Annotated in this window: 24 protein-coding genes; 11 read left to right on the forward strand and 13 right to left on the reverse strand. The window is 71.3% G+C overall.

Annotation, left to right across the window (positions count from 1 at the left end):
- The first annotated feature begins 538 nt into the window (after positions 1-538).
- Positions 539-1,312, forward strand: coding sequence for an aminoglycoside adenylyltransferase domain-containing protein (locus tag BMW88_RS08920; protein ID WP_089950087.1), 774 nt, complete (start codon positions 539-541; stop codon positions 1,310-1,312).
- Between the two features lie 459 nt (positions 1,313-1,771).
- Here BMW88_RS08920 and BMW88_RS08925 read toward each other — a convergent pair whose 3' ends face one another.
- The 8 genes from BMW88_RS08925 to ssd all read right to left on the reverse strand — a co-directional run bounded on the left by BMW88_RS08925 (position 1,772) and on the right by ssd (position 7,864).
- Positions 1,772-2,392, reverse strand: a complete 621-nt coding sequence (locus BMW88_RS08925; RefSeq protein WP_089950088.1) for a bifunctional DNA primase/polymerase — start codon at positions 2,390-2,392, stop codon at positions 1,772-1,774.
- 196 nt (positions 2,393-2,588) lie between these two features.
- The gene (locus BMW88_RS08930; protein WP_245777642.1) at positions 2,589-3,014 is read right to left on the reverse strand and encodes an Rv3654c family TadE-like protein; all 426 of its coding nucleotides are present in this window, start codon (positions 3,012-3,014) and stop codon (positions 2,589-2,591) included.
- Positions 3,011-3,310 (reverse strand): TadE family type IV pilus minor pilin, encoded by a 300-nt coding sequence (locus tag BMW88_RS08935; RefSeq protein ID WP_089950089.1) that lies wholly within the window; start codon positions 3,308-3,310, stop codon positions 3,011-3,013. Before BMW88_RS08935 ends, BMW88_RS08930 begins: the two co-directional genes overlap by 4 nt.
- A gap of 10 nt (positions 3,311-3,320) precedes the next feature.
- Positions 3,321-3,482 carry a DUF4244 domain-containing protein gene (locus tag BMW88_RS08940; protein WP_281249376.1) on the reverse strand — a complete coding sequence of 54 codons (162 nt, stop codon included), beginning with the start codon at positions 3,480-3,482 and terminating at the stop codon, positions 3,321-3,323.
- 32 nt (positions 3,483-3,514) lie between these two features.
- On the reverse strand, positions 3,515-4,042 hold the full coding sequence (locus BMW88_RS08945; RefSeq protein WP_089950090.1) for a type II secretion system F family protein: 528 nt from the start codon (positions 4,040-4,042) through the stop codon (positions 3,515-3,517).
- A complete protein-coding gene (locus tag BMW88_RS08950; protein ID WP_089950091.1) occupies positions 4,039-4,809 on the reverse strand; it encodes a type II secretion system F family protein in 771 nt (256 codons plus the stop codon). Before BMW88_RS08950 ends, BMW88_RS08945 begins: the two co-directional genes overlap by 4 nt.
- The gene (locus BMW88_RS08955; RefSeq protein WP_089950092.1) at positions 4,803-5,915 is read right to left on the reverse strand and encodes a TadA family conjugal transfer-associated ATPase; all 1,113 of its coding nucleotides are present in this window, start codon (positions 5,913-5,915) and stop codon (positions 4,803-4,805) included. Before BMW88_RS08955 ends, BMW88_RS08950 begins: the two co-directional genes overlap by 7 nt.
- 914 nt (positions 5,916-6,829) lie before the next feature.
- Positions 6,830-7,864: a septum site-determining protein Ssd gene (gene ssd, locus BMW88_RS08965; protein ID WP_089950292.1), complete on the reverse strand. Its 1,035-nt coding sequence runs from the start codon at positions 7,862-7,864 to the stop codon at positions 6,830-6,832.
- Positions 7,865-8,311: 447 nt separating this feature from the next.
- Between ssd and BMW88_RS08970 the strand changes: the two genes are divergently transcribed.
- The 4 genes from BMW88_RS08970 (at position 8,312) to BMW88_RS08985 (ending at position 14,122) form a co-directional block, all read left to right on the forward strand.
- Complete coding sequence (locus BMW88_RS08970; RefSeq protein ID WP_089950093.1) at positions 8,312-9,103, forward strand: HAD-IB family hydrolase; 792 nt, start codon at positions 8,312-8,314, stop codon at positions 9,101-9,103.
- Positions 9,104-9,703: 600 nt separating this feature from the next.
- Positions 9,704-11,389 (forward strand): glycoside hydrolase family 3 protein, encoded by a 1,686-nt coding sequence (locus BMW88_RS08975; RefSeq protein ID WP_425434636.1) that lies wholly within the window; start codon positions 9,704-9,706, stop codon positions 11,387-11,389.
- On the forward strand, positions 11,383-12,591 hold the full coding sequence (locus tag BMW88_RS08980) for an exo-beta-N-acetylmuramidase NamZ family protein (protein WP_089950294.1): 1,209 nt from the start codon (positions 11,383-11,385) through the stop codon (positions 12,589-12,591). Before BMW88_RS08975 ends, BMW88_RS08980 begins: the two co-directional genes overlap by 7 nt.
- 7 nt (positions 12,592-12,598) lie before the next feature.
- Positions 12,599-14,122, forward strand: a complete 1,524-nt coding sequence (locus tag BMW88_RS08985; protein ID WP_089950094.1) for a serine hydrolase domain-containing protein — start codon at positions 12,599-12,601, stop codon at positions 14,120-14,122.
- Here BMW88_RS08985 and pdxR read toward each other — a convergent pair.
- Positions 14,105-15,442: a MocR-like pyridoxine biosynthesis transcription factor PdxR gene (pdxR, locus tag BMW88_RS08990; RefSeq protein ID WP_245777645.1), complete on the reverse strand. Its 1,338-nt coding sequence runs from the start codon at positions 15,440-15,442 to the stop codon at positions 14,105-14,107. The two genes, BMW88_RS08985 and pdxR, sit on opposite strands and share 18 nt — an antisense overlap.
- Positions 15,443-15,492: 50 nt before the next feature.
- On the opposite strand from pdxR, the gene BMW88_RS08995 reads away from it, so the two are divergent.
- From BMW88_RS08995 to BMW88_RS09005, 3 genes are all read left to right on the forward strand, one after another.
- A complete protein-coding gene (locus BMW88_RS08995; protein WP_089950096.1) occupies positions 15,493-15,939 on the forward strand; it encodes a carboxymuconolactone decarboxylase family protein in 447 nt (148 codons plus the stop codon).
- An 80-nt stretch (positions 15,940-16,019) separates the two neighbouring features.
- Positions 16,020-16,940 (forward strand): MurR/RpiR family transcriptional regulator, encoded by a 921-nt coding sequence (locus BMW88_RS09000; RefSeq protein ID WP_177221004.1) that lies wholly within the window; start codon positions 16,020-16,022, stop codon positions 16,938-16,940.
- Positions 16,937-17,848 (forward strand): N-acetylmuramic acid 6-phosphate etherase, encoded by a 912-nt coding sequence (locus tag BMW88_RS09005; RefSeq protein WP_089950098.1) that lies wholly within the window; start codon positions 16,937-16,939, stop codon positions 17,846-17,848. Before BMW88_RS09000 ends, BMW88_RS09005 begins: the two co-directional genes overlap by 4 nt.
- On the opposite strand, the gene BMW88_RS09010 is transcribed toward BMW88_RS09005, so the two are convergent.
- The 3 genes from BMW88_RS09010 to BMW88_RS09020 are packed head-to-tail and all read right to left on the reverse strand — an operon-like array spanning position 17,837 to position 19,885.
- On the reverse strand, positions 17,837-18,961 hold the full coding sequence (locus BMW88_RS09010) for a globin domain-containing protein (RefSeq protein ID WP_089950099.1): 1,125 nt from the start codon (positions 18,959-18,961) through the stop codon (positions 17,837-17,839). The two genes, BMW88_RS09005 and BMW88_RS09010, sit on opposite strands and share 12 nt — an antisense overlap.
- Positions 18,962-18,977: 16 nt before the next feature.
- Positions 18,978-19,406, reverse strand: coding sequence for an RrF2 family transcriptional regulator (locus BMW88_RS09015; protein WP_089950100.1), 429 nt, complete (start codon positions 19,404-19,406; stop codon positions 18,978-18,980).
- A gap of 38 nt (positions 19,407-19,444) precedes the next feature.
- Positions 19,445-19,885, reverse strand: coding sequence for an Lrp/AsnC family transcriptional regulator (locus BMW88_RS09020; RefSeq protein WP_211257779.1), 441 nt, complete (start codon positions 19,883-19,885; stop codon positions 19,445-19,447).
- Between the two features lie 105 nt (positions 19,886-19,990).
- Here BMW88_RS09020 and BMW88_RS09025 point away from each other — a divergent pair, with 105 nt between their 5' ends.
- Both BMW88_RS09025 and BMW88_RS09030 read left to right on the forward strand, forming a co-directional pair.
- Positions 19,991-20,806 (forward strand): tryptophan 2,3-dioxygenase, encoded by an 816-nt coding sequence (locus BMW88_RS09025; protein WP_089950101.1) that lies wholly within the window; start codon positions 19,991-19,993, stop codon positions 20,804-20,806.
- On the forward strand, positions 20,803-21,909 hold the full coding sequence (locus BMW88_RS09030; RefSeq protein ID WP_245777646.1) for a kynureninase: 1,107 nt from the start codon (positions 20,803-20,805) through the stop codon (positions 21,907-21,909). Before BMW88_RS09025 ends, BMW88_RS09030 begins: the two co-directional genes overlap by 4 nt.
- On the opposite strand, the gene BMW88_RS09035 is transcribed toward BMW88_RS09030, so the two are convergent.
- The gene (locus tag BMW88_RS09035; RefSeq protein ID WP_089950103.1) at positions 21,899-22,627 is read right to left on the reverse strand and encodes a Fic family protein; all 729 of its coding nucleotides are present in this window, start codon (positions 22,625-22,627) and stop codon (positions 21,899-21,901) included. The genes BMW88_RS09030 and BMW88_RS09035 overlap by 11 nt on opposite strands.
- Before the next feature lie 259 nt (positions 22,628-22,886).
- Between BMW88_RS09035 and acs the strand changes: the two genes are divergently transcribed.
- Positions 22,887-24,869: an acetate--CoA ligase gene (gene acs, locus BMW88_RS09040; RefSeq protein ID WP_089950104.1), complete on the forward strand. Its 1,983-nt coding sequence runs from the start codon at positions 22,887-22,889 to the stop codon at positions 24,867-24,869.
- Positions 24,870-24,947: the final 78 nt, after the last annotated feature.

A 24,947-nucleotide genomic window follows, 5' to 3' on the forward strand; every position in this document is an offset into this window, starting at 1 on the left:
TGCCGTGTCTTCTCGCACGGCTGAGCCGGACGCCCCGCTGTGCCTTCGCGTGGCCGAGCCGGACGCGCCGCCGTGTCTTCGCGTGGCCAAGCCGGACGCCTCACCTGGCGTTCGCGCGGCCGAGCCGGACGCACCGCCGTGCCCGCGCGGCCAAGCCGGACGCCCACCCGCACCCTCGTGCGGCCGAACCGAACGCACCGCCGTGTCTCGCGGCAGGCCGGACGCCTCCGCTGCGCCCTCGCACGGCCAAACCGAACGCACTGCCGTGCCCCTCGCACGTCCGAACCGAACACCCCACCGCGCCCATCGCGCGGCCAAACCGAACGCACTGCCGTGCCTCTCGCACGGCCAAACCGAACACCCCACCGCGCCCATCGCGCGGCCAAACCGAACGCCTCACCGCGCCCTCGCATGGCCGAGCCAGACGTCTCGTCGTGCCCCTCGCGCGGCCGGTCTGATCACCCAGTCGCCGACGCGGCGGTGGTGATCGCCCTGCCGCGCCCGTCCCCTTCCGGCCACGGGTTACTCAGGAGCTGCCTTGTTCACGCCCTTTCCCGATCTGGACGCACTGCTCGCCGACCTCGTCTCGTCGGTCCGCGACATCCTCGGGCCCACCTACGTGGGCGCGTACGTCCAGGGCTCGTTCGCCCTGGGCGCCGGTGACCTCCACAGCGACTGCGACTTCATCGTCGCCTGCACCGAGCCGCCGTCCGGCGAGCGTGAAGCGGGACTGCGCGCGCTGCACGACGAGATCCCGTTGCGCCCGGGCCACTGGTCGACCGAGATCGAGGGCTCGTACGCCGACGTCGAGTCGTTGCGGTCGGTGGCCGGCCTCGGCGTTCCGTGGCTGTTCAACGACCACGGCCACCGCACGTTGATCTGGGACACCCACTGCAACAGCCCGCACACCCGCTGGATCCTGCGCCACCACGGCATCGTGCTGGACGGTCCGCCGATCACCTCGCTGGTCGACGAGGTGCCCGCCTCCGCGCTGCGCTCGACGATGCGCGCCGAGCTGCCACACGTGCTGGAAGGCATCCTGAGCTGGGCGCCGGTGGACGTCGCGTGGACTCAGCGCTACATCGTCTCGACGTACTGCCGCATGCTCTACACCATCCACACCGCGGAGGTGGAGTCGAAGCGCGGCGCCCTGCTGTGGGCGAGAAAAGTGCTCGATCAGCGGTGGCACCCGCTGATCGAGCAGGTCTTGCGGGACCGGGACCTCGGCTGGGACGCCGATGCGGTGCCGCGGCCCGGATCCATGGAGGAGGCCTTCGCGTTCGCGTCCTACGCGGAGGGTCTCCGTCTCTAGCTCTCCGAGCTTTCCGGAGTTTCGTGGGCGCGGCGGGGGCTCACGGGTACCCCCGCCGCGCTCTCCACGTGCCGAACACCGTGTGCCCGCCTGCTACCGCATCGCGACCGGATCCCTTGGAACATCGGCGGAATCTGGTTCGTTCGTCTCGACAGGACACGCGGGAGGCGACGGTGTCGACTGTCTTGCGAGACGAACTCCGGGGAGGAGCCGGCTTCGCCGACCGCGGCAGAGCGGGTGCGCTGCCACTAACGTTCCTCGGTCCGGTCGTGGTGCGGGAGGCTGTCCTTCGGGGTGCGTGTTCGGCTTTCGGCCCGTTCCGCGCGACCCCCGACGTGCGGGGTGCGGGAGCCGATCAGCGGATCGGGCTGGTTGGAACGGCCGCGCAGGGCATCGCCTTCGGGGTTGTCGGGGAGAGTCCACGACGACACCCAGCGCGGCCGGGCTTTGAGTTGTGGGTCAGACGGTTTCGAGCTGGAAGCGGGCCGGGGCGTGCAGCGCCTCGACCAGCGCGTCCTGCACGACGTGCGCGTCCGGCAGGTTCCAGCCGCAGATCGACGGCTTGACCCGCCAGTGCACGACGCCGTGCGCCATCGGGGTGGGCGGCAGCGGGATGTACTCGCCCTTGGCGTAGAGGTGCACGTCCTGGTGGGAGGCCAGCTCGGCGCCGAGCTTGGAGCCGGACTTCACCAGGAACATCCACCGGCCGGACGGGGTGGCCGCGATCGGCACGGGAACGCCGATCGAGCGCAGCGCGACAGCGGCCCGGCGGCCGAGGTCGGTGCCGACCTCGATCGCGTCCACCACGTGACCGGTGGCGACGAGGAGGCTGTAGGAGCGACCCGCCCACCACGTGGCGACCTGCTCGGAGTTGGTGCCGATGCGGTCCACCCAGTCGCGGTGCACGGGGATGGGGCCATGGAGCTCGAGCCCGCTGCGGCCCGCCCACTGGGTGACGCCCTGCTCCGAACCGGCCGGGTAGGTGCCGGGCAACACGGGCCAACCGCGGAACGCGAGGCTGACGGCCTCGGCACGCAGTTCGATGCGGAAGGCCCCGCGCCAGCTGTCCGACCAATCCATCTTGCTTCGCCCTCTTCCTAGGCTCTGACTCGACATCGACGTGGTGCCGGTGTTCGTAGGACACCGCGTCGGTGCCGCCACTACAACTAACGACACCGGCACCAGCCTCCGTAACCCCCGCTCGACAACTGGTAGCTACGGCACGGCGAACGTCCTCTGACAGAACGAGCCACTGAACTCCCGGCGTTTGGTTCGATCACCGTTCAGCATGTCCCGACCCCGGTGTGAGTCCGCTCACCGCTGCGAGTCGACCGCTCGTCGCGCTCCAAACGCTTCGATCTTCAGCCGGACCTGCCCTCGCACGAGCGCTCACCGGGCCGAACGGCGTAGCCGCCGAGACCTCCACGACCACCTCCCAGCCGCTCACCGCGCAGTGGTCGAGACGGGACCGGTTGGCCTCCGCCACGCGTTTCGCCTGCTCACAAGCACTTCCGCCGCCGTCGGTGAGACGAGCGGCGGCCGCCAGCGCCGCCAGATCGGCGGCACCGCTCACCCGATGCCGCGCGATCACCGCCGCGCCGACCTGTGCGCCGACGACCGTGACGGTGATCAGCAACAACACCGCCACCACGCCGCTCAGCGCGGCCGAACCCCGCTCGCAGCCGGGCACTGCGCCGTTCACCGCGGTTCCAGCACGGCGAACGCCTCCGCGCCGAGCGGTACGCCCAGCGGTCCCCGTTTGGTCACGACGACTCTGACGGCATCCGCTTGACCGTGGACCACGACGCTCGCTCCGGGCGCGATCTGCCCGGCGGCCTCTTCACCGCGCTGCCGTTCACCGCGAGCCGTGAGCCGTGCTGCCTCTCTCGCCGCGTCGGTGCACCGCATCTGCTCGGTGACCGCCGTCAGCCCGGCCGCCGCCAGCCCCATGACCACCAGCAGCGCACACACCGCGATGGCGGCCTCCACCGTGACCATGCCCGCGTCATCAGACCGACGCCAGCGCACGCTGTATCAGCCCTTGCAACAGGTTCTGCACGAAGTCGCTGGTGAGCACCACGTACATCACTCCGGCCAGCGCGGCCGCCGCCAACGTGCCGATCGCGTACTCGACCGTGCTCATGCCGCTGTCGTCCTTCAGCAGTTCCACGTCTCTCTCCTGTCTGGATCCGGCCTTCCGGCCTATCTGAGGATCTGGCCGGCCAGCCCCAGCACCACCGGCACGACGCCGAGGCACAGGAACGCCGGCAGGAAGCACAGGGCGAGCGGCGCCGCCACCGCGACCGCGGCCCTCTGCGCCTTGGCCTCGGCGTCGTCCACCGCCGCGGCCCTGGTCCGCCCGGCGAGCTCCGCGGCCTGCGCGGCGAGCGCGGACCCGGACCTCGCGGTCCGGCGCGCGGCCCTGGCGAGCTGCGCGGTGGCGGGCCGGTCGAGCGCGGCCGCCCACGCGGTGACCGGGTCGGCGCCGAGCCCGAGCAGGTCGGCGACCTGGTCCAGCTCGGTGATGGCGACCGCCCGGATCGCCGTGGGCACCGGCAGCCCGGCCCTGAGGCAGGCGGCCAGCAGGTCCCAGGCCGCGGCCCGTTCGAACGGGCCGTCCGCCCTCGCCACCGGTCGCGGCGGATCGTGCACCGCGGGCCTGAGCCGGTCGGCCGCTCGGGCTGGCAGCGGTGCGACGAGCACCGCGAGCGCGAGCAGGAGGAAGGTCACGGCTCCACCTCCGTGATCCTCTTCGTCCACCACAGGCCGGCCGCCAGGAACGCCGCGCCGAGCACCAGCAGCACCTGCCCCGCGACGGTCTCCGTGAGCACGTGGAACGGCCCGGCACCGCTGAGCTCACCGAGCACGACCCCCAGCACCGGCAGCCCGGCCAGCACCGCCGCGCTCGCCCGCGGCCCGGCCATCCGCGCGTGCACCTGCCGTGCGAACGCCGCCCGCTGGTCGAGGTCGCGCCTCGTGGCGTCCAGGACATCGGCCAGCGCCACACCGTGCCTCGCCGACACGTGCCACGCCCTGGCCAGCTGGTCCACGGCGGTCTTCAGCCGCGGATCGCCGAGTTCGCGCAGCGTCCGCTCGACGTCGCCACCCGAACGCGCGCTGGCCGCGGCGGCTCTGAGCACGTCACCGGCCGGAGGCGGGGTGTCCAGGGCAGCGCTGTCGGCTGCCGCGGCCGGGTGGGCGCCCGCGCGCAGCTCGTCGACCACGCCGCCGATGCCGTCGCTGAGCGCCTCGGTCGCCGCCCTGGTGGCTTTGTCCCGCTTGCCGCGCCGGAGGATCCGCCAGCTCGTGACCGCGAGGACCGCTCCGGCGAACAGTCCGCCGACGCCCGCCACCAGGTAGGTGACCGTCGCGGCGGCGAGCACCCAGAGGTGCGGTGGCACAACGGCTTCGCGCTTGCCCTTCGGTCTGAGCCGGCGGAGCGGCCTGAGCTGCGGCCAGGCCAGGAGCGCCGCCGCCAGCAGGAGGAGGCTCAGCACAGCAGCTCCCTCTCGTGCCAGCCGTGCTCGCGTGTCCAAACAGGACGAACGGCGATGCCGTTCCCGGTGCGCGTGAACGCCCCGATCTCGTTGAGGTGGCGGGTGTTGCCGTCCCGGCGCATGTGCAGCACCAGCCGCAACGCCGCCGCCACCTGGCTGTGCAGGGCCCGCACGCCGAGCCCGCCCAGCGCCCCGAGCGCTTCGAGCCGTGCGGGGACCTCGGCCGGCGAGTTGGCGTGCAGCGTGCCGGCACCGCCCTCGTGCCCGGTGTTGAGCGAGGTGAGGAGCTCCCGCACCTCCGCGCCCCGCACCTCCCCCACGACGATCCGGTCCGGCCTCATGCGCAGCGCCTCCCGCACCAGCTGCCGCACCGTGATCTCGCCGGCCCCCTCGACGTTCGCCGGCCGCGCCACCAGCCGCACGAACTGCGGGTGGCCGGGCCGCAGCTCGCCCGCGTCCTCCACGCACACGATGCGTTCCCCGGCAGGGACGCACCCCAGGAGCGCGGACAGCAGCGACGTCTTGCCCGACCCGGTACCGCCGATCACCAGGAACGCGAGCCGCCGGCGGACGATCCCGCGGAGCACCTCGGCGATCTCCCCGTCGAACGTGCCGAGCCGCCGCAGCGCGTCGAGGTCGTGCGTGGCCGGCCGGAGGACCCGCAGCGACAGGCACGTGCGTTCCGCGATCGGCGGCAGCACCGCGTGCAGGCGCACCCCGCTCCCAGGCAGCCACCCGTCGACGCACGGACAGGCGTCGTCGAGACGTCTGCCCGCCGCGACCGCCAGTCGCTGGGCGAGGCGGCGGACCGCGTCCTCGTCGGGGAAGGTGACGGCGGTGCGGCGCAGGCCCGTGGCGCCGTCCACCCAGACCTGGTCCGGCGCGGTGACGAGGACGTCGGTGGTGCCGGGGTCGGCGAGCAGCGGGTCGAGGGGACCGGCGCCGAGGAACTCCTGCCGGAGGACTTGGAGGGCTTCCAAGACGTCCGAGTCGGCGAGGACGCCGCCTGCTTCGGAGCGGACCGCGTTGGCCACGACGGCCGGCGTCATCTCGATGCCCGCACCGGCCAGGCGGTGGCGGACCCGGTCGATCAGGGTGGTGGTCATGTCACGGGCCTCCGGGTCGCGGACGCGGGTGGCGCGGGTGGCGGGGTTGACACGGGTGGCGGGGTTGACGCGGGTGGCGGGGTTGGCAGGGCTGACGCGGATGGCGAAGCTGAGGCGGTTGGTGGGGGTGGCGCACCTGACGCGATGGACGCGCCTGGTGCGGTTGGCGCGGCTGACACGGTTGGCGCATGGGACACCGCGGAGGCGGCTGACGCGATTGGCGCACCTGACACCGCGGACGCGGTTGGTGCGGCCGACGCGGGTGGCGGGGCTGACGCGGCTGGCAAGGCTGACGCGGCTGGCAAGCCCGACACAGCTGACAAGCCCGACACGGCTGGCAAGCCCGACACGGCTGGCAAGCCCGACACGGCTGGCAAGCCCGACACGGCTGGCAAGCCCGACACGGCTGGCAAGCCCGACGCGGGTGGGAAGGCCGACACGGCTGGCAAGCCCGACACGGCTGGCAAGCCCGACGCGGGTGGGAAGGCCGACGCGGCTGGCGCGGTGCGGGTCGCCGGTCGGCCCGGAACGGCGGTCATGTCGCGACCTCCGTGCGGCGGGCGTGGCGGCCGCGTACGACGTCGCGGCCGATGAGGCGGAGCCAGGTCTCGCAGCACCACGCGAGGAAGCCGGTCATTTCGGCGGCTCCCGGAAGATGAAGCGGGGCGGGACGGGACGGCCGTGGACGAAGAGGTTGCGGACCATCCGGCACCAGATGCGGAGACGGGTCACGGCTGCGGTTCCTTTCGCGCAGGACATGCGGGGGGGAAGAGCGGCGAGGAGGGCGGCACCGGATTCGGGAACGGGCCAGCGACGGAGGTGGCGTCCGGAGGGCGGCACCGGGCTTGGAGGCCTGGGGCGTCGCGGACTCGGGCCCGGAGCCGGGAGTGCTCGGAGGCGGCGGAGCCCGCCGCTCACGAGCGGAGCTCCTTCAGCACCAGGCGGGCTGCCGTGGCCAGCGGGCCCTTGGCGTTGCGCGGGAACCGTCCCCGCTCCAGCACCTCGTCGAGGCCCGGCTCCTGGCGCATCTGCGTCAGCAGCGGCACCCCGATGACCTCGGCCATCTCGGCGGCCCGCAGGTTGCCCGGTGACGGGCCGCGCACCACCAGCCGGGTGGTGCGGCCCTGCGCGAGCAGGCGGGAGGCGACGCGGCTCGCCGCGGCGGTGGCGCGGACTTCGGCCGGTACCACCAGGACCGTCAGGTCCGTGCGGTCCAGGGCGGCGGAGGCGGCCGCGGTCGGGTGGCGGGGCAGGTCGCACACCACGGTGCAGCCGGCTCGGCGGCCCGCGTCGAGGACCGCCGCCACGGCTGCCGGTTCCGGGTCCGGGCCCGCACGGTCGCAGGCGAGGACGCTGAGGCTGTTGGACGTCGGCAGCGCCGCACGCAGGGCTGACATCGGGACCCGGCCACCGCTGCAGTGCACGCCCGGCCAGCGGGCGCCCTCGTCGGACTCGGCGCCCAGGGCCAGGTCGATGCCGCCGCCCAGGGGATCGCAGTCGACGAGCATCGCCTCGCCGCCGGCGGCGACTGCCTCCCGGCCGCAGGCCACGGCCAGGACCGAGGCGCCGGCGCCGCCCCGGCCGCCCACGAAGGCGACCACCCTGCCGCGGTCGGACGGTGGGCCCTCGCCCACGTCCGCGAGGGCGCTCACCAGCGAGCGGCCCTCGACGGGGAGCTCGAGCACGCCGTCGGCGCCCAGGGCCACGGCGGGGGCCCAGGGCGGGTCGCCCCCGTGGACCACCAGGACGCCCTGGCGGCGGGGCAAGCCCGCGTCGAGGCAGGCGGAGACGGCGGCCGGGTCGAGCAGGACGAGGGGCGCGTTGTGCCACTGGGAGCGCAGCGCCGTCACGTCGGCGGCGCAGGAGAGCGGGCAGTCGGCCGCGGCGGCCGCGCTGAGGACCTCGTCGAGGAGGTCTTGATCGGTGAGCAGGGCGATGGGGGTGGTCATGGGTCCACCGTCGTTCGTCGTGAGGAACGACACAACGCGCGAAGATCCAGATGTGGACAACTTCGCGGTTGTGGACAGGTCGCGATCTCGAAGGCCTCGCGGGGCCGGAACTGTCGGTCCTGTGTGCGACGCTGGAGGGTTGGGCGCCGGAACGCCTGCGGCCGGCCGCAGAAGTCCAGTCTGACCGGCTTGGAAACCGGGCCTGGATATGGGACGACCCCCGCCAGGGGGGAGGGACGGGGGTCGTCAATGGTTCAGTCCCGGGGGGTCGGACTGAACCCGTCCGTCGAACCGGACCCTCCTACTGTATCCCCATGCGCCAGTGCCGCGCGCAACTTCCACAACAGCCGTGGGCCAAAGTTCGGTAACCGTGTCGCACAACGGTTTCGTACACCACCGAAATGCCGCCCGAACGGCCTACTGACCAGTACACCTAAGCTGGGGCACATGAGCCGGATCGCCGCATTCTTCGACCTCGACAAGACCGTGATCGCGAAGTCGAGCACGCTGGCGTTCAGCCGTCCCTTCTTCCAGGAGGGGCTGATCAACCGCCGCGCGGTGCTGAAGAGCGCGTATGCCCAGTTCGTCTTCATGCTCGCCGGCGCGGACGCGGACCAAATGGACCGCATGCGCGCGCACATCACGGCACTGGCCGCGGGCTGGGACGTAGAGCAGATCCGCGGCATCGTGAACGAAACGCTGCACGACATAGTTGACCCGCTTGTGTACAAAGAGGCGACGCAGTTGATCGCCGACCACAAAGCCGAGGGCCACGACGTCGTCATCGTGAGCGCCTCGGGTGAGGAACTGGTCGCCCCCATCGCGCAGATGATCGGCGCGGACCACAGCGTCGGCACGAGGATGGTCGTCCAGAACGGCCGCTACTCCGGCGCCATCGACTTCTACTGCGCGGCCGACAACAAGGCCGTCGCGATCAAGCAGCTCGCCGCCGAGCACGGCTACGACCTCGCCAAGAGCTACGCCTACTCGGACAGCATCACGGACCTGCCGATGCTGGAGGTCGTCGGCCACCCGACGGCGGTGAACCCGGACCGGGGGCTGCGCCGCACCGCCGCACTGAAGGACTGGCCGGTGCTGCACTTCTCCGACCCGGTGAGCCTGCGTGGCCGCATCCCCACCCCCTCCGGCAAGGCGGTCGCCGTCACGGCCATCGGCCTCGGCGCGGTCGCGGCCGGTGCCGCCTGGTACGGCCTGCGGCGCAAGCGCGGCCGCGACTAGTCAAGGCCCGGCGGGCAGGACGAAGCCTTCGAGACTGGTACCGGTCGGTAGCGGCGACAGGGCGCGCACGTGGTGTCCGAGTGAGTGCACGCCGCCGCCCCGACAGCGGTACCCCGAGCCGCGCCCGGCGCCGCAAACGCTGGAACGCCAGCACTTTCGCTACTGAACGTGGCTTGACCGGTGCACCCTTCCGAGCCCTTGCTGTGACCGCCACCACGCACTTAAATGGTGGTGCGGACCTCGGGTCGGCCAGGGACCTGGCGAAGAGAAGCCAGCCTCCACCCCGGCAGGGCTCCGTGCGCGGACTTCGAGTACCCACGCGCAGCACGCCGCGGGAGGCTTGTCGTCTAGGGCCTGCGTACCGGGACGCCGGACGCCGAGGCCAGGGTTGTACGACACGAGTTGCACGCTTGGTAACTCGCAAGCCCGCGCTGTCGACGGGGCACCCTTTCGAGGGTGCCCCGTTTGCTTGCGCGGCGGGAAAGTGCCGCCGAACGGCAGAATGTCCACCCGTTGACCCACCACGCAGCCGTGAGTAACTTGCGAAATGCGCCAGTTACCTGTGGGAACATCACCGGGAGGCACTGCCAAGTGCGGAAAATCGCCGCGTTGACACTGGTCACGACCGCCACGATCGCCCTCACGCCGGTGGCGAGAGCGGACGCCTCGGTGGCCACCCTGCGCGGGATGTCGCTGGAACAGAAGGTCGGCCAGCTCTTCGTCACCTACGTCAACGGCCAGGCCGCCGACGTCCCGCACCCCGAGAACCAGACCGACTTCGGAGTGGCCACCGCCGTGGAGATGGTGCGCAAGTACCAGCCCGGCGGCGTCATCTACTTCAACAACTCGAGCCGCGACAACATCGACACGCCCAGGCAGGTCGCGCGGTTCTCCAACGGCCTGCAGAAGGCCAGCAAGATCCCGCTGCTCATCTCCACCGACCAGGAGACGGGCCTCGTGACGCGCTTCGGGCCGCCGGCCACGCAGCTACCGGGCAGCATGGCCCTCGGCGCGAGCAGGTCGGCCGAGGACGCCGAGGAGGCCGCGCGCATCACCGCGCAGGAGCTCCGGGCGATGGGCATCAACCAGAACTTCGCGCCGGACGCCGACGTCAACTCCAACCCGGCGAACCCGATCATCGGCGTGCGCAGCTTCTCGAGCGACCCGCAGCTCGCGGCCGACCTGGTCAAGGCCCAGGTCAGGGGGTACGAGGGCCGGCGGTGGTTCGACCGCGAGTCGGTCACCTCGACCGCCAAGCACTTCCCGGGCCACGGCGACACGTCCGAGGACAGCCACACCAGCCTGCCGGTCTCGAACCGCAGCCTCGACCAGTGGCGCCAGATCGACGCGCCGCCGTTCCGGGCCGCCATCGCCGCCAAGATCGACTCGATCATGACCGCGCACATCCAGGTGCCGCAGATCGACCCGTCCGGCAACCCGGCGACGCTGAGCCCGAAGATCATCACCGGCCTGCTGCGCGATGAGCTGAAGTACGACGGCGTGGTGGTCACCGACTCGCTGGAGATGAAGGGGGTGCGCAAGCTGCACTCCGACGCCGAGATCCCGGTGCTGGCCGTCAAGGCGGGCGTCGACCAGCTCCTGATGCCGCCGAACCTCGGTCTCGCGATCGACAGCGTCCTCAAGGCCGTGCGCAGCGGTGAGATCTCCGAGCGGCGCATCGACGAGAGCGTGCAGCGCATCCTCAAGATGAAGCTCATGCGCGGCGTCATGCTCGGCACCGAGGTCGACGAGGCGAAGGCCGAGCAGGTCGTCGGCTCCAACACCGAGGCCGCCCAGCGCATCGCCGACCGCACCGTCACCGTCGTGCGCAACGACGCCCAGGCGATTCCGCTGAACGCGAGCGCTCCCCTGGTCGTCGGCACCGGCGACGCCCCGGCGACCGCCCTCGCCGCGAGGCTCAAGGGCACCAAGGTCGTCACGGCGACGAGCCCCACCCCGGCGCAGGCGCAACAGGCGCTGGCGGCCGCGGCCAAGGCCGACAAGATCGTGGTGCTGACCAACAACCTGAGCACCAGGCCCGCCCAGCTCGACCTGCTCGACAAGCTGGTCGCCACCGGCAAGCCGGTCATCGCGGTCGCCACGGGCAACCCGTACGACGTGGCCCACGGCAACGCGAAGACGTGGCTCGCCACCTACTCGACCACCACGGTCTCCATCGAGGCGCTCGCGCGGATCCTGCTCGGCGAGGCCACGCCGCAGGGCAAGCTGCCGGTCGAGGTGCCGGGCCCGACGCCCTACCCGCTGGGACACGGGGTGACCTGGTGAGGAGGCGGAGCTTCCTCACCGCGGGCGCGCTGGCCGTCCCGCTCGCCGGCTCCGGCACCGCGAACGCGGCCCCGCGGCTCACCACCGCCGCCGAGCAGCTCGCGAGCGACGGCTGGCGCAAGCTGAAGGGCCGCAAGGTCGGCGTGCTCACGAACCCGACGGGCGTCCTCAGGGACCAGACCCACATCGTCGACTCGATGGTCGCCCACGGCGCCCGGCCCGCCGCGGTGTTCGGCCCCGAGCACGGCTTCCGCGGCACGGCGCAGGCAGGCGGCTCCGAGGGCGACTACCAGGACCCGCGCACGGGCGTCCCGGTGTACGACGCGTACGGCGCCAACGCCGCGAAGCTCAAGGCGATGTTCGCCAAGGCGGGCATCGACACCGTGGTCTTCGACATCGCGGACGTCGGCGCGCGCTTCTACACCTACATCTGGTCGATGTACACGGCGATGCAGGCCGCGGCGGACCTGGACTTCATCGTCCTCGACCGCCCGAACCCGATCGGCGGCACGGCCAAGGGCCCGCAGCTCGACCCGGCCCACGCCACGGGGGTGGGCCTGAAACCGATCGTCCAGCAGCACGGCATGACGGTCGGTGAGCTGGCCCGCTTCTACGTCGGCGAGTTCGGCGTCAAGACCGGCCTCGAGGTGGTCAACGTCAGGGGCTGGCGCCGCAACCAGCTCGACACCGGCCTGCCGTGGGTGCCGCCGAGCCCGAACGTGCCGACCAGGGACACCGCGCTGGCGTATCCCGGCACGTGCCTGTTCGAGGGCACGGTGCTCTCCGAGGGCCGCGGCACCACCCGCCCGTTCGAGACCGTCGGCGCGCCCGGCATCGACTGGCGCTGGGCCGAGGCCCTCAACGAGCTGGGCCTGCACGGCGTCCGGTTCCGCGAGACGTACTTCTCGCCGACGTTCCACAAGTTCCAGGGCCAGACCTGCGGCGGCGTCACCCTGCACGTCACCGACGCGCGGTCCTTCGACGCGATCGAGGCGGCCGTCGCCATGCTCGTCACCGCGAAGTCGCTGTACCCCGGCGTGTTCGCGTGGCGGCCGGACAACTGGATCGACAAGCTCAGCGGCTCCGACCGGCTGCGCAGGATGGTCGACTCCCGGGCACGCCTGGACGAGATCACCGGCGCGTGGCAGGAGGAGCTGCAGCAGTTCCGCCGCACCCGCCTGCCCTACCTGCGCTACAGGTGAGGACGCCATGCTCATCCCTGCACTCGCCCTCGCGGTCGTGACGGCCGCCGTTCCCGGCCACTTCGACCGGCCCCAGGAGGGTTTCGCGCACCCCTGGACGACCCTGCGCGAGTCCAACCCCTACTGGGCCGGTCTCGACCCCACGCCGGTCAACGCGGCGCTGCGCCAGCTCCGCGACTTCACCAAGCCCCAGGCCAACGGCAAACCGCTCTACGCCGGCGCCGTCACGATGTACGTGCACGACGGCAAGATCGTCGCGCACGACCGCACGGGCTACGCCGTCCTCTACGGGGACAGGCAAACCCTGCTGCCGGAAGAAGAACGCGTCCCCATGCGCAAGGACACGATCTTCGACTTCGCCTCGATCTCCAAGCTCTTCACGTCGATCGCGGTGATCCAGCAGGTCGAGAAGGGCCGGGTGGACATCGACGAGAAGGTGGCCGCCTACCTGCCCGAGTTCGGCGTGAACGGCAAGGAGAACATCACCGTCAAGCAGCTCCTCACCCACACGAGCGGCTTGGAGCCGTTCATCCCGTTGTGGCAGAGGTACCCGGACATCCCGTCACGCGTCAAAGCCGTGATGGACGTGCAGCCCAAGTCCACGCCCGGCACCACGTACGTCTACTCCGACCTGAACCTGATCACGCTCGGGGAACTGGTCCACCGGGTGAGCGGGAAGCGGCTCGACCAGGCGGTCCGGGACGGCATCACCACGCCGCTCGGCATGAAGGACACCGGCTACAACCCGACGGCCGACGACCGCACGGCCGCGACGGAGTTCCAGTCCACACCCCCGCGCGGGATCGTCCGCGGCGAGGTGCACGACGAGAACGCGTGGTCCCTCGGAGGAGTCGCCGGTCACGCGGGTGTCTTCGGCACGGCCAAAGACCTCGCCATCCTCGGTCAGACGATCCTCAACGGCGGCACGTACCAGGGCCGGCGGATCCTCTCCGAGCGCTCCGTCGAGCTGATGCTCACGAACTTCACGCCGCAGTTCCCGGACAACGCCCACGGGCTCGGGTTCGAGCTGGACCAGCGCTGGTACATGGGCGCGCTGAGCAGTCCGGGCACCGCGGGGCACACCGGCTACACCGGCACGTCGTTCGTGGTCGACAAGGCCTCGCGGTCGATCGCGATCCTGCTGACCAACCGCGTGCACCCCAGCCGCGACTGGGGCAGCGTGAACCCCGCGCGCCGGGTCGCCGCCGACGGCCTGGCCGGCGCGCTCGCGGTCAAGGCCGGCGGCAAGCAGTGGCGTGCGACGGCCTCCGGCGGCACGCTCACCGCGGAGCGCCCGGCCGAGGTCTTCGTCGACGTCGACAAGGGCGACCGGCTCACGGTCCAGCACTGGAACGGCACCGGGTGGCAGGACGTCCGCACGATCACGACGACGAACCGCCGCTGGGTGTCCACGGAACCCGTCAAGACCAGGTTCGTCTACACCAAGGCGGGCCAGTACAACGGTCGTGGCGTCTACGTCCACGCCCGTGGCGATGTCACGGCCGATGGCTGGTCACTGGCACGCCGCTAGCACCTCGGCGAAATCCTGGAGCGCCCGTGGAAACGCGGGCGCTCCAAAGCTGATCACGACTCCGGTGCGGTCGTCGTCGCTCAGCTCGTGCCGGAACCACGAGAGAGGGCTGACCGCGATCCCACGTTCCCGCGCGGTCTGCACGATGGCCGTCTCATGTGGAGTGTCGAGCACGGCGTGCATTCCCGCCGAGATCCCGGAGATCTCCACGTACGGGGAGACAGCCTCCACGAGCCGATCGCGTCGCCGTTGGTACTTCAACCGCATCCGCCGCACGTGGCTGTCGTACGCACCCGACGACAGGAAGTCCGCCAACGTCAACTGGTCGAGCATGCTGATGTGCTGCTCGCGGTCGGTCTTCAACGCGAGCACCGGGTCGACGAACCGGTCCGGCAGCACCATCCACGCGATCCGCAACGCCGGTGACAACGCCTTGCTCGACGTGCCCAGGTAGACGACGTGCTCCGGGTCCAGGCCCTGCACCGCCCCGACGGGCTGCCGGTCGTAGCGGAACTCGCCGTCGTAGTCGTCTTCCAGCACAAGGCCATCGACGCGCCGTGCCCACTCCACCGCCGATGCGCGCCGCCGCGGGTGCAGAGGGCCGCCCAACGGGAACTGGTGCGCCGGCGTCAGCACACAAGCACGCAGATCGTCGGGCAACTGCTCGGTGTTCGCGCCGTGGTCGTCCACCGCCAGAGGCACCGTCGAACTCCACAACGACCGGTGGAAGCCCAGTCCGTACTCCTCGACGACGACCGGCGGCGCCAGCAACCGGTCGAACATCCGCACGGCGCCCGCGAACCCCGAGCACAGCACGATCCGCTCGGGATCGGCCCGCACGCCGCGGGCCCGCGGCAGGTACTCGGCCAGCGCCGTCCGCAGCTCGATCCGCCCCCGCGGGTCCCCCGGCCCGAAGGCCTCCGCCGGAGCCGCCGTCAACGCCCGCCGCGTCGAGCGGATCCACTCCGCGCGCGGGAACTCGGTGACGTCCGGGGTGGACACGGTGAGGTCGAACCGCACGTCCGGGCCGGCCGCCCTGCGGGTGACCGGCGGGGGTGGCGCCACCCGTTGCGCGACCACGGTTCCCGATCCCTGACGGGCGGTCAGCCAGCCCTCCGCCACCAGTTCCGCGTACGCCTCGGCCACGGTGTTCCGCGCGATACCGAGGTCGCGGGCGAGCGAGCGGGAGGCCGGCAGCCGGGTTCCCGGGGGCAGCCGCGCCGACCTGACCGCGTCCCGCAGTGACGCCGTCAACCGGTGCCGCAGTCCGCCCGGACCGGACAGGTCCAGGTGGAAGTCGAGATTGGCCCAGGATTCCACGATCAGATTGCACCACGCGCCGGGCCAATCGAGGCTCTAACTTCGAGAACATGACGAACCGCATCGACATCGCCAAGAAGGCCCCGAAGGTCTACCGGGCCATGATCGCCCTCGACGCCGCCGCCCGCGAAGGTCTCGACGAGCAGCTCGCCGAGCTCGTCCGCATCCGCGCCTCCCAGCTCAACCACTGCGCCTACTGCCTCAACATGCACACCGTCGACGCCAGGAAGGCCGGTGAGACCGAGGCCCGCATCTACCTGCTCAGCGCGTGGGAGGAAGCCGGCGACCTCTACACCGCCAAGGAGCGGGCCGCGCTGCGCCTCACCGAGGCCATCACGGTCCTGAGCAGCCACGAGTACGTCAGCGACGAGGTCTACGAGCAGGCTGCGGAGCACTTCGGCGAGGAGGAGCTGGCGCAGCTCATCGCGCTGATCTTCACCATCAACGCGTGGAACCGGATCGCGGTGTCCACCCGCAAGGCGCCCGACGTCCGGTGAGCTGGCGGCGGCCGTGCCGGGAGGGTGACTTTCGGACACACTCCGTTGACCGTCGAAGTGGCGGTTAGTAAGTTTCCCACGTGTCCACTGAGAGCAGTGCCGAGTCCAGTCCGCTGGTGAAGATCCGGTCGTTGCTGCCGGGTCTCGCGCGCGCCGAGCAGCGCGTCGCCAAGGTGGTGCTGGAGAACCCGGGGACGGTCGCACACCGCAGCATCACCGAGGTCGCCGAGCAGGCCGGCACCAGTGAGACGACGGTGACGCGGTTCTGCAAGGCCATCGGCGTCGGCGGCTACCCGGAGCTGCGCATCGCACTCGCCGCCGACACCGCCCGCAGCGCCGCCCGTGCCAACCACGACATGGGCGGCGACATCGGGCCCGGCGACGACCTGGGGCAGGTCGTCGGCAAGGTCGCGTTCGCGGACGCCCGCGCCGTCGAGGAGACCGCCGAGCAGCTCGACGTCGAGGCGCTCGGCAAGGTCGTCGAGGCCGTCGCGGGCGCGCGCCGCGTGGACGTCTACGGCTTCGGCGCGAGCGCCTTCGTGGCGTTCGACCTGCAGCAGAAGCTGCACCGCATCGGCCTGACCTGCTTCGCGTGGAACGACACGCACATCGCGCTGACCTCGGCCGCCGTGCTGACCGGCGAGGACGTCGCCGTCGGCATCTCGCACACCGGCTCGACCTCGGAGACCGTCGAGTCCCTGCGCGTGGCCCGCGAGACCGGCGCCACCACCGTCGCGCTGACGAACTTCCCGCGCTCGCCGATCACCGAGGTCGCCGACCACGTGCTGACCACGGCCGCCCGCGAGACCACCTTCCGCTCCGGCGCGATGGCGAGCCGCATCGCCCAGCTCACGGTGATCGACTGCCTGTTCATCGGCGTCGCCCAGCACCACGTGGAGACGGCGAAGACGGCGCTGGAGGCGACCTACGAAGCGGTGTCCGGCCACCGGCTGGGCGCGAGACCGGACGGCCGCCGGCGGTCGCGGGAGACGACTAAATGACCTCCCCCCGGAACGGTGTGGTGGTGCGCGTGGAATCTCCGACCGAGCAGCGGAACCCCCGCACGACGGACATCGACCGGGTTCCCACGATCGACGTGCTGCGGATGATCAACGAAGAGGACCGCACGGTCCCGTCCGCCGTCGCCAAGGCGCTGCCGGAGCTGGCGCGCGCGGTCGACCTGGGCGTCGCCGCGATCTCCTCCGGCGGCCGCGTGCACTACGTCGGCGCCGGCACGTCCGGGCGGCTGGCGACGCTGGACGCGGCCGAGCTGGTGCCCACGTTCAACGCGCCGGGCGACTGGTTCGTCGCCCACCACGCCGGCGGCCCGGAAGCCCTCGTCCGCGCCGTCGAGGAGGTCGAGGACCACTCGGGCGCCACCCAGATCCGCCGCCACGCCACCTCCGACGACCTGGTGGTGGGCGTGACGGCGTCCGGGCGCACGCCGTTCGTGATCGGTGCGCTGCAAGAGGCGCAGGCACTCGGCGCTCACACCGTGCTCGTGTCGAACAACGCGTCGGTGCCGTTCACGCCGGACGTCCTGGTCGCGCTGGACACCGGTCCGGAGGCCATCGCGGGCTCGACGCGGATGAAGGCGGGATCGGCCCAGAAGCTGGTGCTGACCTCGTTCTCCACCGCGGTGATGATCAAGCTCGGCCGCACCTACTCGAACCTGATGGTCAGCATGCGCGCCACCAACGCGAAGCTGCGCGGGCGCACGATCCGCATCCTGCACGAGGCCACCGGCCTGCCGGCGGACGACTGCGAGCGGGCGCTGGCGGAAGCGGCCGGCGACCTCAAGGTGGCGCTGGTGCACTTGCTCTCCGGCGTGCCGGCCGACCGCGCGGCCGCGGCGCTGGAGGACGCGAAGGGCCGCGTCCGCGACGCCCTGGACCGGCTAGCCGGCTAGCCGCAGGTCGGGTCCGAACACCTCGTAGTGGATGTCGGTGACACCCGCTTCGAGGAGCTGGGCCCGCATCGCGCGCAGGAACGGCACGGGTCCGCACAGGTAGGCGGTGGCGTCCGGCGGGACCGGGACGCCGTCGAGCCGGACCAGCCCGGTGCGATCGGCCGGCCAGTCCCCGATCGGCCGTTCGTAGAAGACGTGCGCCTGCGCGTCCGCAAGCTTGGCGACGAGCTGGGCGAGCTCGGCGCGGAACGGGTGCGAGAGCTGGTCGCGGTCGCCGTGCACCGCGACCACCCGCCGCGGGGAGTCCGCGGCCGCCAGCTCGGCGAGCATCGCGATCAGCGGCGTGCAGCCGATCCCGGCCGACAGGAGCAGCACCGGACCGGCACCGGGCTGGAGCGTCACGTCCCCGGCCGGCTGGCTGACCAGCACCGTGCTGCCCACCGGGGTGCGGTCGTGCAGGTGCGCCGACACCTCGCCGTCCCGCTTCACCGAGAACCGCAACGCGTCGTCGGTGCGTCCGGACAGGCTGTACTGGCGGATCTGCCGGGCGCCGTCGGCGAGCTGGACCTGCACCGACACGTACTGGCCCGGCTTGCTGCGCGGCACCGGGCCGTCGAGCGGCCGGACGACGAACGTCACCACGTCGTCGGTCTCCTGGAACCGGGCGATCACCCGGTGCTCCTGCTGCCCCTGCGGCAGGAACCGCTCGATGCCGATCAACGAGTCCGCCATCAGCCAGTAGACCTCGCTCCAGGCCGCCGCGACCTCCGCCGGGACGTCCAGGACCTCGGCGATGGCGCCGAGCAGGTGCCTGTGCACGACGGCGTACTGGCCCGGCGTGACGCCGACCGAGACGTGCTTGTGCGCGATGCGGCGCAGCATCGTCTCCGGCCGCTGCCCGGCCAGCAGACCGGACGCGAAGGCGGCGATCGAGCCCGCCAAGGCCTGCGACTGGGTGCCGTTGGCCTGGTTGCCGCGGTTGAACATGTCCCGCAAGAGGATCGGATGCTCGGCGAACAGGCGCTCGTAGAACATCCGGCTGATGTCGCAGATGGCGGCGCCGACCGCGGGCAACGTGGCCTCGACCAGCTCCGCGGACCTCGGGGACAGCATCGCCGAGCTCCTCACCTCAGCCCAGGCCGATCAGAACGGGACCGGTGGGTGCGGCGACGAGGTCGTCGACGCGCAGCGGATCGAGCGAGGCGTAGAAGGCTTCCTGGGCCTGGCGCAACGCGTACCGCAGCCGGCAGGCCGAGCTCAGCGGGCACGCTCGCTCGCCCTCGCAGTCGACGACGTCACCGACGCCCTCCAGCTCGCGCACCAGGTGGCCGATCGAGCCGGCCCTGCCCGCCGCGGTGAGCGCGAGCCCGCCGCCGCGGCCGCGGCGCGCCTCGACGACACCGAGGTGCTGCAACTGCGCCACGACCTTCGCGGCATGGGTGTACTGCACGCCCATGACCTCGGCGACTCCGCGCGTGGTCGGGTTCGCCGCGCCGTCGACGACAGCCAGCCGCATCACGATCCGCAGCGCGATGTCAGTGCTCTTGGTCAGCCTCACAAGATCGAGACTAACTTGATGCGAATCTTGGATTCCAGTTATCCCGGCAGCACGGGACGCCACGGGATCGGCGTCGACAGCACCATTGCGCTGGACGTCTCACCGTGCGCCGCCAGCCGGACCAGCAGCCGTTCCAACTCCACGATCGACGTGGTGACGACCTTCACGACCGAGCAGATGTCACCGGTCAGCCGCACCACCTCCACCACCTCGGGGAGGTCGTCGAGCAGTTCGGGGTGGACCGTGATGCACCGCGGGCCGTAGCACTTCATGCGCACGAGCGCGACGACCGGCCGTCCGACGACGGTGGGGTCGACCACGGCCCGATAGCCGGTGATCGCGCCCATGTTCTCCAGCCGCCGAACGCGTTGCGCGACGGTCGGCGGGGAGACGTGGACCCGCCGCGCGAGCTCGTTGTACGACAGGCGCGCATCTTCTTGGAGGGCCTCCAACAGGGCCTTGTCCACCTCGTCCAACATGAACGCAAAGCTAGTCGTCAGTCCGTTTTGCGTTCGGAAGAATTTTTCGACGAACGCCTTTGATCATCCATTCAGGTGAGGAGCGGTTCCCGCGAGGATTGGGGCATGAGCTGCCCCGTGTCCCCCAAGCTGGATTTCGGCGGCACCACGCCGTACGAGGACTACGTGCACGCGTCGGTGCTGCACACCCTTCAACAGCAGTGGTCCAAAGATCCGCGCGAGATGTCGTTCCTGGTCATCACGCAGGTGATGGAGCTGTACTTCGGCCTGCTCTGCTTCGAGTGGCGGCAGGCCCAGACCGAGCTGCGCGCCGACGACCTGCGCGCGGCCGTCAGCACCCTGCGCCGCTCCGGCCTGCACCTCCAGGCGTTGTCCGCGGCCTGGCGGCCGATCGCGCGCATGACGCCGACCGAGTTCAACTCGTTCCGCGACGCGCTCGGCGAGGGCTCCGGCTTCCAGTCGGGCATGTACCGCGAGATGGAGTTCCTGCTCGGCGAGAAGTCGCGCTCGATGCTCGTGCCGCACCGCGCGGTGCCGGCGATGCACGACCAGCTCGAGAAGTCGCTCGGCGAGCCTTCGCTCTACGACGACGTGCTGGCGGCGTTGCGGCGCCGCGGGTTCGCCATCCCGCAGAGCGTGCTGGACCGCGACCTGACCACGGCCTACGAGCCGTCGGCCGAGGTCGAGCAGGTGTGGGCGTCGATCTACCGCGGTGACGACCGGGATCTGCTGGAACTGGGCGAGGCGCTGACCGACATCGCCGAGGAGTTCGCGCGCTGGCGCTACGACCACCTGCTCGCGACCCGCCGCTCGATGGGCGCGAAGGTCGGCACGGGTGGCTCCGCCGGTGTCGCGTGGCTGGAGAAGCGCACCCAGCGCGCGGTGTTCCCCGAACTGTGGACCGCCAGGAGCTACGTGTGAGGCGCGAGCTGTTCGACATCCCCGAGGGCGTCATCTACCTCGACGGCAACTCCCTCGGCGCACTCCCGAAGCACGTCCCGGCCAGGGTGCAGGAGGTCGTGCGGGAACAGTGGGGTCAGCGGCTCATCAGGTCGTGGTCCGAGGGCTGGTGGGAGGCGCCGCAACGGATCGGCGACCGCATCGGCCGACTGGTCGGGGCCGCGCCGGGTCAGGTCGTGGTGGGTGACTCGACCTCGGTGAACCTCTACAAGGCGCTGATGGGCGCGGTGAAGGGCACCACGCGGACGGAGATCGTGCTCGACGCGACGTCGTTCCCGACCGACGGCTACATCGCGCGGTCCGTCGGCGAGCTGACCGGCCTGGAGGTCCGGCCGGCACATCCGTCCTCCTTGGACCTCACGGAGAACACCGCGGTGGTGTTGCTCAACCACGTCGACTACCGCACCGGCGGCATCCTCGACATGGTGGAGCTGACCGCACAGGCCCATTCCGTTGGCGCGCAGGTGGTCTGGGACCTCTGCCACAGCGTCGGCGTGTACCCGACCGAACTGGACGAGATCGGCGTGGACTTCGCCGTCGGGTGCACCTACAAGTTCCTCAACGGTGGACCGGGCGCGCCCGCGTTCATCTACGTGCCGCGCGAGCGCCAGGCCACCTTCGAGAACCCGCTGTCCGGCTGGAACGGGCACCGTGCGCCGTTCGCGATGGAATCGAGCTACGTGCCCGATCCCGGCATCGCGCGCGCACGAGTCGGCACACCGGACATCATCTCGATGCTGACGCTCGACGCCGCGCTGGACGTCTGGGACGAGATCGACATGCGCACGCACTGGCAGCACGGGCTGAGCCTGACCAGCTTGTTCCGCTCGTACGTCGAGCAGATGACCTCGTTGGAGGTGATCACCCCCAACACGGTCCTGCGCGGTCACCAGATCTCGGTGCGCTGCGAGAACGCGGCCGAGGTGATGGACAAGCTGATCGCGCGCGGCGTGATCGGCGACCACCGGCCGCCGGACGTCCTGCGGTTCGGGATCGCCCCGCTCTACATCGGCCCCGACGACGTGAAGCGCGCCGCCGAGGTGCTGGCGGAAGTCACCCGGTGAGCGCGGCGTCCGCGATGCTCTTCGCCTCGCGGGCGCCCGCCTCCAGCGCGGAGCAGACGAACAGGATCCACTGGGTCAGCCCGTCGAGCTCGCCCGACGCGAACGCCACGGACGCCGCCTCGTACTCGGCCGACCGGCGCAGGCACGCCACCTCGGGCACGCCGAGGCCCTTGGGGTCGAGACCGGTCGAGATCGACGTCAGCCGCGCGGCGGCACGGGCCACCACGCCGTTGGCGACCTCGAACGGCGCCAGCCCGAGCAGCTCGCCGTGCACCACCGCGACGAGCACCGGCGCCGGCACGCTCGTCCCGCCGGTCACCAGCGCCGCGAGCAGGTCGAGCCGTTGCGACACGTCCCCGGACACGCGGGGCCGGCCGACGTCGGAGGCCAGGTCCGCGGCGGCGAGCACGTGCAACCGGGCGAGGGCCTGCAACGGCGCCCGCTGCCACGTGCCGACGAGCCCGCCCAGCGCCTCCGCGATCCGCAGGGACCCGGCCAGCACCGGGTCGGCGACCTCGCCGGACTCCGGGATCTCGGTCGGCCCGCCCTCGAGCGCCGCGGACGCGCGCGCGGCGCGGACGGACGCCTCCGCCGCCGTCGTGGCCCAGCCGCGCAGGTTCACCCGGTGGCGGTGCACCTGGAAAACGGCGTCCTTGGCCGCGTTCGCGGCGTCGGCCACGCCGGGCAGGGAAAGCAGCGGAGCGAGGGGATCGGTCACGGTCGCGCAGAGTACCTGACCAGGTGAAACGGGTGATCCAGCTCACTGGTCGAACCGTTGAGCGCCCAACTCCACCCGTTCAACGCGCCACACGTGCCCCGAGCGGACAAAACGGGTTACACAGTGACAACCGTGTAACCCACCTCCCCAGATTGGTCTGAACCTTTTGGGGGAGGAACCTGTTGGAAGTGAACTGGCTCGCACTACGGTCAGTACCCGCATCCCCAACCGGTCTGGACTTTCCAGGAGGTCTCGCACCATGACGCAGTCGCCAGGCCAGGGCCAAGCCCTGGACAACCTGCTCACGGAGAGCAGGACGTTCCCGCCCTCCGCGGAGTTCGCGGCACAGGCGAACGCCCGTCCCGAGCTGTACGAGGAGGCGAAGGCCGACCGCGAGGCGTTCTGGGCGAAGCAGGCGGAACGGCTGCACTGGGAAACCAAGTGGGACCAGGTGCTCGACTGGTCGAACGCCCCCTTCGCGAAGTGGTTCGTCGGCGGCAAGCTCAACGTCGCCTACAACTGCGTCGACCGGCACGTCGAGTCCGGCCACGGCGACCAGGTCGCGATCCACTGGGAGGGCGAGCCCGGCGACTCCCGCGCCATCACCTACGCCGAGCTGCAGCGCGAGGTCTCCAAGGCCGCGAACGCGCTGGCCTCGCTGGGGATCGGCGCCGAGGACCGCGTCGCGATCTACATGCCGATGATCCCCGAGGCGATCTTCGCGATGCTCGCGTGCGCCCGCGTCGGCGCGTTGCACAACGTCGTGTTCGGCGGCTTCTCCGCCGAGGCGCTGCGCACCCGCATCCAGGACTCCGCGTGCCGGCTCGTCATCACGACCGACGGCCAGTACCGCCGCGGCACCCCGGCACCGCTCAAGCCCGCCGTGGACGAGGCCGTCGCCGGCGCCCCGTCGGTGGAGAAGGTGCTCGTCGTCAAGCGCACCGACACCGAGGTCGCGTGGACCGACAAGGACGTGTGGTGGCACGAGCTGGTGGACTCGCAGCCCGACCAGCACACCCCCGAGGCGTTCGACTCCGAGCACCCGCTCTTCATCCTCTACACCTCGGGCACCACGGGTAAGCCGAAGGGCATCCTGCACACGTCCGGCGGCTACCTCACGCAGACGTCGTACACGCACCACAACGTGTTCGACCTCAAGCCGGACACCGACGTCTACTGGTGCACCGCGGACATCGGCTGGGTCACCGGCCACAGCTACATCGTCTACGGGCCGCTGTCGAACCGCGTGACGCAGGTCGTCTACGAGGGCACGCCGAACACCCCGCACGAGGGCCGCCACTGGGAGATCGTGCAGAAGTACGGCGTCTCGATCTACTACACGGCACCGACGCTGATCCGCACCTTCATGAAGTGGGGCGCGGACATCCCGGCCAAGTACGACCTCAGCTCGCTGCGCGTGCTGGGCTCGGTCGGCGAGCCGATCAACCCCGAGGCGTGGATCTGGTACCGCGAGAACGTCGGCGGCGGCAAGGCCCCGATCGTCGACACCTGGTGGCAGACCGAGACCGGCGCGATCATGATCTCGCCGCTGCCCGGTGTCGTGTCGACCAAGCCCGGTTCGGCGCAGCGCCCGCTGCCCGGCATCGGCGCGAAGGTCGTCAACGACGAGGGCGTCGAGGTCGAGCACGGCGGCGGTGGCTACCTGGTGCTCGACGAGCCGTGGCCGTCGATGCTGCGCGGCATCTGGGGCGACGAGGAGCGCTACCGCGACACCTACTGGTCGCGGTTCGGCGAGCAGGGCTTCTACTTCGCCGGTGACGGCGCGAAGTACGACGACGACGGCGACATCTGGCTGCTCGGCCGCGTCGACGACGTGATGAACGTGTCCGGCCACCGCATCTCGACCACCGAGGTCGAGTCCGCGCTGGTCTCGCACCCGACCGTCGCCGAGGCGGCCGTCGTCGGCGCGTCCGACGCGACCACCGGCCAGGGCATCGTGGCGTTCGTGATCCTGCGCGGCGGCGCGGGCGACGACGCCGGTGGCGCCGAGGCGATCAAGGCGCTGCGCGACCACGTCGCCAAGGAGATCGGCCCGATCGCGAAGCCGCGGCAGATCATGGTCGTGCCGGAGCTGCCGAAGACGCGCTCGGGCAAGATCATGCGCCGCCTGCTGCGCGACGTGGCGGAGAACCGCGCCGTCGGCGACGTGACGACGCTCGCCGACTCGTCGGTGATGGACCTGATCTCCGCGGGCCTGCAGTCGGACAAGTCCGAGGACTGAGCAGCGCAAACGTGACGGGCGTCCCCTGCCGGGGGCGCCCGTTCGCGTTAAGATCGCGTCAGGGTGAGCCGGGAAGTC

This window comes from Lentzea xinjiangensis, assembly GCF_900110955.1.
Lineage (GTDB): Bacteria > Actinomycetota > Actinomycetes > Mycobacteriales > Pseudonocardiaceae > Lentzea > Lentzea xinjiangensis.